Origin of the sequence: Rhodococcus sp. EPR-134 (genome assembly GCF_001647205.1) — a bacterium.
Lineage (GTDB): Bacteria > Actinomycetota > Actinomycetes > Mycobacteriales > Mycobacteriaceae > Rhodococcus_F > Rhodococcus_F qingshengii.
Genome location: NZ_LVCT01000553.1, coordinates 1 through 5,237, shown reverse-complemented (window position 1 = coordinate 5,237; position 5,237 = coordinate 1). Strand labels below are relative to the sequence as shown.

Here is a 5,237-nt window from a genome sequence, read left to right as displayed (position 1 = left end):
GTGGTCGCGGAAGCTGCGCTGACCTGTGCCGGTGCCCGGCTTGCCGACGGGGTGCCGAACAGTGATGGTGTGGAAGCGCCGAGTCTTGCGCCGCTGAGTCCCGCGCCGCCCAGTCCGGTGAGTCCTGCTCCTGCCGTCGCGAGAGCTGATGCGGCAGTGGTGGCGCCTGTGACTGCGGTGGTGGTGGCGCTGGCTGCGGTGGCAACTCCACCGGAGATGGCACCGGCCTGTGAGGCAGCGGCGGCAAATACCGGGTTGGAAACTACGGATGCGACAGCAGCGGTGGCGGCGCGCACGGGATCCGCGATTGCGTCAGCGAGCGTGGATGCCGCTTGCACGACGGACTGTCGTGCGGCGCTGCCTGGGCTTTCGGCCGAAGCGGATGCCCCAGCTGTGGGTTCCGCGATGGACGGTGGTGAGTCGAAGTTCTGCTGCACGGCCAGATGGGCCGTTGCGGCGTCGTACGTTTCCATTGTCACCGCCGCTCGAATTTTGAGAGCTTCTTCGGCAGCCTCGGCTGCAGCGGCTCCGCCTACCAGCGCCCCGCCGATGGAATACGCGGCGACCTTGGCCGCTTGAACTGCTGCAATCTCGGCCAGGGACGGCATGGCGAGGGTGGCAACCGTGTACGAACCGGACTGCACCTGGGCCTTACCTGCAGTTTCTCCCGCGAGCAACGCGGCAGCAGCAGCCCATTCCTGAAACGGCGCGAACTTGCTCAATGCGGCATCCGCTGCTTCTCCGGACCACCCGGTGCGAAGGTCCGCCATCACGCGAGAGATTGATGCAGCGGTGTCGGTCAGTCCGGACGACACGGTGGACCAGGCCCCGGCCGCCACGCCGAGAGGGACCGGCCCGGCTCCGGCGACCAGTGCTGCGGAGTTGGGTGCTGCGCCCCGTGGATACCAGATGACGCCGGTGATGCCGACCATTGTTCTTCCCCCCAGGAAGTGTGACTGTGTTGCCGAGTTACCGAGCTCGATTTCTGTCGATCAGATCGGTGCGGCTGCCAGGCTGGACTTGGTGAGCTGGTCTTCGAGCTCGTAGGCAGCTGCATTCTTGCGCAGAGCTGCCGCAGCCGCGGTGAGCTCCTCGATTGCCCGATCGGTGGACGAGGCAAGGCTGCCCGAGATGGTGTTGAAGTAATTTGCCGCGCTACCGGACACTTCTTCGGATCCCGCTGGGAGAACGCGTAGCGTCGGCTGCGCAGTAGAGACGATTCCGCGCAATCGCGTCGCCGCAGACTCGAGTTCCATTGCGGCGGCAACTAGGGCTTGAGGGTCGACGTGCATAGTGCCGAACTCCTTCCTGACCAGGGCGGATAAGTGGTCGGGAGGCCGTGCGCACAGCCGTCGATATCCCCCCGCACATACTTTGATGCCTACCGCCCGCTTTTGGTTCCCCCCGAAATCGGACGACTTTGCCCTCAGCCCCAGCCGAGTTCGTGCAATCTGTCTTCTTCGATGCCGAAGTAGTGCGCGATCTCGTGGATGACGGTCACGGCAACCTCGTGAACAACCTCGTCCTCGGATGCGCAGATGTCGAGTATCGAATCGCGGAAAATAGTGACCGTGTCCGGCAGGTACCCACCGTAATGAGAATCCCGCTCGGTCAGAGCGACGCCCTGATACAAACCGAGCAGCCCCGGCTCTTCCTCGTCACGTGCTTCGACAAGCACCACGACATTGTCGATTGCCTTGGCAAGTTCGGGCGGAATCAGATCGAGCGCCTCGCCGACCAGTTCCTCGAACCGGTCGGGCGTCATAGTTACCGTCATGGCTTACGACGGCGGAGCTGCGCCGGGCAACGGCGTCGGCAACGACCGACCTTCCGGTGCAGCGGGTGGCGGGACCGGAGCGGCGCCGTTGATCAGGATGTCGCCCTTGGCGCTTCCGGTGATCGCGGCAAACCCGCCGGTTTCGACCTCTTTGCCGATCGAACAATTGACTCGGCGGCTGCCGGCCAACCAGCTTTCCAGTGAAATGTTGTCCCAGAACAGTGTCAGCGTCTTGTCGCGAAGCGCGTCTGCGGAACCAAGGTACTCGTTGGACGCCTGAGTGCAGACGCCCTCGAGATAGCGGTCCTGATCTTCGACCGACGGCATTGCGCCCGGGAATTGAGTGCCGAGGTCTATCACCGAAATAACCTCGTATGCATGCGGTTTCGCGCAATCGACCGGATCGGTGGGGAGGTTCTGGTTGATGCCGATGCACGTGCCGACGTCCCACACGTTCGACTGGTCCTGGTCCGCCACGCGGCCAACGAACGGTTGTAGCTCGCCGGTCGTGGTCGAGAACTGCAACCCGCAACGCAGTGCGCGCTCGCCCGAAGCCCAACCCGATTCACTCGGGAACATCAAGCCGACGCTGAACTTGCCCTTGGGATCGAATTTCGAATCGAGGTAGGACATGACGATGGGTGTGCAGTGCTCGTCGCGTAGTTCGGCGAATCGAAGGGCGCCCGGGTACCGGGAACCGGGGCCGAACTCGGCACCCGGGAACACCGAGAGGTCGAGTGGTCCGGCTACCTCGAAGCGGTGTTCAGTTCCGCACTGAACCTTCGACATGTCCGTGCGGTCTCCGCCCGACTCGGTCGCAGGCGTCCAGTTGAGACAGTCGCCGGCCGCAGCCGCGGTGAAGGCGTCGTCGCGAGTCGATCCCGTCGCTGCGGGACCACCGCCACTGACACTGACCGAGGACGAGTCGTCCTTGTTCAATCCACCGGAAATCGCGATCGTTGCGATCGCGGCGCCCACCGCACCTACCGCCACAGCAGCCAGGACCCGACGGGTGCGACTCGCGGAGACAGTTTTCTTCGCCGGCGTCCCCTGGGGATCGGCCGGATCTGGCGACTTCTCGATCTTGTCTTCGGACATCGATTCCATCATGCCTGTTGCCGTGGCGATATCGAACCTTCACTACAAAACTCACAATCGCGTCTGTGAGTATTTTGTAGTCATGAGCGAAAACACCCCACTCGATCCCGAGGCTGTCGAGCTGGCGGGCCGGCTCTTCGACATGGCACGAACCGGTGATGCAGCCGGGCTGGCGTCGTACGTCGATGCCGGAGTTCCCGTCAATCTGACCAACGAGAGTGGCGACACGCTCGTCATGTTGGCGGCGTACCACGGTCACGCTGACGCCGTCGTTGCCCTGATCGAGCGCGGCGCCGACGTCAACCGGCCCAACGACAAGAACCAGACGCCCCTTGCCGGAGCGGTCTTCAAGGGTGAGGATGCGGTGGTGAAAGCGCTGGTGAGCGGGGGAGCCGACCCGAAAGGTGGACACCCGACTGCCGTCGACGCGGCTCGGATGTTCGGACGCGAGGACTACCTGAGTCTGCTCGAATCGTGATCTCTCCCTCTCCGACGTGGACGTGACCGTCGGAGAGCTGCAGTGAGTGGGTAAAGTTCGAAGTCGTGATTGACCTCAAGTTTCTCCGTGAGAACCCCGAAATCGTCCGCGAGTCGCAGCGCACCCGTGGAGAAGATCCAGGACTGGTCGACGCTCTGCTCGAAGCCGACGCGTCCCGACGCGCTGCCGTTCTGACCGGAGACAACCTCCGTGCAGAGCAGAAGGCCTTCGGCAAGAAGGTCGGACAGGCATCTCCGGAGGAGCGTCCCGCACTGCTCGAAGGTTCCAAGGAACTGGCGGCAAAGGTCAAGGAAGCCGAGGCCGCGCAGCACGAGGCGCAGGCCGCGCTCGACGCCGCACACCGCGCGATTTCCAACGTCGTACAAGAAGGTGCGCCGGCCGGCGGCGAGGACGATTACATCGTTCTCGAACACGTCGGTGAGATTCCGAAGTTCGACTTCGAGCCGAAGGATCACCTCGAGCTGGGCGAGTCGCTCGGCCTGATCGACATGGAACGCGGCGCCAAGGTTTCGGGTTCGCGCTTCTACTTCATGACCGGCTACGGGGCCATGCTCCAGCTCGGACTGCTGCAGTTGGCTGCGCAGAAGGCGATCGCCAACGGATTCACGATGATGATTCCGCCGGTGCTCGTACGCCCGGAAATCATGGCCGGTACCGGCTTCCTCGGTGCTCACTCGGACGATAGCTACCACTTGCAGGATGACGACCTGTACCTCGTCGGAACTTCCGAGGTACCCATGGCCGGCTACCACTCGGGCGAGATCCTCGAACTGAACGAAGGCCCTAAGCGCTACGCCGGTTGGTCGTCGTGCTTCCGCCGCGAGGCCGGAAGCTACGGCAAGGACACCCGCGGCATCATCCGTGTTCATCAGTTCGACAAGGTCGAGATGTTCACGTACTGCCGTCCCGAGGACGCCGACGCCGAACACCAGCGTCTCCTAGGGTGGGAGCGAGACATGTTGGCGGCCATCGACGTTCCGTACCGCGTGATCGACGTCGCCGGCGGAGACCTCGGTTCTTCGGCTGCGCGTAAGTTCGACTGCGAGGCATGGGTCCCGACGCAGGGCACCTACCGCGAGCTGACATCGACGTCCAACTGCACGACGTTCCAGGCCCGCCGCCTCGGAGTTCGGTACCGCGACGAGAACGGCAAGCCGCAGACGGCCGCCACTCTCAACGGCACCTTGGCTACGACGCGCTGGATCGTGTCGATTCTCGAGAACCATCAGCAGGCCGACGGCTCGGTGCGAGTGCCCGAGGCATTGGTGCCGTTTGTCGGCACGGATGTGCTTCGCTGACACGCTGAACCAACACAATCAGGGCCGCGACGGACTCCGTCGCGGCCCTTTTCGTACTTTCGTACTGGTAGGTTTGGAACTTTTTCTGAACTGACGAAATATCAACTTTTTCCCGCCGATTGGCGCGGTGACCACCAAAAGCGTTGTCGATGGGCTGCTTTGGCGATAGTTTTGCGTTCAATCGAGTTTCCATACCCTGCTTTTCCATCCCGCGTCTGGTGATACGAGGGTGAGTCCGGGGTGAATTGGACAAGTGTCTTGCCAAAAGTAGTACACGTACTAGTTTTTTCGTTATGTTGTGACGGCGCGCACACGTTTTGTCCGAATCCACTGCTCATGTTTGCCCTTCCGAAGGAAGTGCCCATGCCCCAAATCTCTCAGTTGCGGCGATTCGCCGTGCCCATAACCGGAACCGCCATGGTCGCCGGAATGCTACTGGTCGGCACGCCCGCGTCAGCTGCTATCTCGACCACCGGTTTCAAAACAGCGTGCGTTGCCGGATCGATTATCGGAGACGTCCACAAGGTCACCGACAACCTCATCACGGTCGACGCCCCGGCTTCTG

6 protein-coding genes and 1 pseudogene are annotated in these 5,237 nt (G+C 62.7%); 3 read left to right on the top strand and 4 right to left on the bottom strand.

What is annotated here, in order from left to right; translation table 11 throughout:
* The 4 genes from A2J01_RS24855 to A2J01_RS24840 all read right to left on the bottom strand — a co-directional run.
* On the bottom strand, nucleotides 1-932 hold a 932-nt coding region (locus A2J01_RS24855; RefSeq protein WP_064113808.1), incomplete at its 3' end, for a PPE domain-containing protein.
* Between the two features lie 60 nt (nucleotides 933-992).
* Nucleotides 993-1,292, bottom strand: a complete 300-nt coding sequence (locus tag A2J01_RS24850; RefSeq protein WP_003945399.1) for a PE family protein — start codon at nucleotides 1,290-1,292, stop codon at nucleotides 993-995.
* Nucleotides 1,293-1,426: 134 nt separating this feature from the next.
* The gene (locus A2J01_RS24845; protein ID WP_007736028.1) at nucleotides 1,427-1,777 is read right to left on the bottom strand and encodes a metallopeptidase family protein; all 351 of its coding nucleotides are present in this window, start codon (nucleotides 1,775-1,777) and stop codon (nucleotides 1,427-1,429) included.
* Nucleotides 1,778-1,780: 3 nt separating this feature from the next.
* Nucleotides 1,781-2,887 (bottom strand): septum formation family protein, encoded by a 1,107-nt coding sequence (locus A2J01_RS24840; RefSeq protein ID WP_082900957.1) that lies wholly within the window; start codon nucleotides 2,885-2,887, stop codon nucleotides 1,781-1,783.
* A gap of 70 nt (nucleotides 2,888-2,957) precedes the next feature.
* Here A2J01_RS24840 and A2J01_RS24835 point away from each other — a divergent pair, with 70 nt between their 5' ends.
* The 3 genes and pseudogenes from A2J01_RS24835 to A2J01_RS36560 all read left to right on the top strand — a co-directional run.
* Nucleotides 2,958-3,353, top strand: coding sequence for an ankyrin repeat domain-containing protein (locus A2J01_RS24835; protein WP_003945404.1), 396 nt, complete (start codon nucleotides 2,958-2,960; stop codon nucleotides 3,351-3,353).
* A gap of 65 nt (nucleotides 3,354-3,418) precedes the next feature.
* On the top strand, nucleotides 3,419-4,672 hold the full coding sequence (gene serS, locus A2J01_RS24830; protein ID WP_064113807.1) for a serine--tRNA ligase: 1,254 nt from the start codon (nucleotides 3,419-3,421) through the stop codon (nucleotides 4,670-4,672).
* Nucleotides 4,673-5,035: 363 nt separating this feature from the next.
* A pseudogene (locus A2J01_RS36560) lies at nucleotides 5,036-5,237 on the top strand (Ig-like domain-containing protein); the annotation flags it as partial.

Bases quoted from the DNA above. Each gene is read 5' to 3' on its own strand.
- A2J01_RS24835 (WP_003945404.1), top strand. From the start codon at position 2,958: ATGAGCGAAAACACCCCACTCGATCCCGAGGCTGTCGAGCTGGCGGGC.
- A2J01_RS24840 (WP_082900957.1), bottom strand. From the start codon at position 2,887: ATGATGGAATCGATGTCCGAAGACAAGATCGAGAAGTCGCCAGATCCG.
- A2J01_RS24845 (WP_007736028.1), bottom strand. From the start codon at position 1,777: ATGACGGTAACTATGACGCCCGACCGGTTCGAGGAACTGGTCGGCGAG.
- A2J01_RS24850 (WP_003945399.1), bottom strand. From the start codon at position 1,292: ATGCACGTCGACCCTCAAGCCCTAGTTGCCGCCGCAATGGAACTCGAG.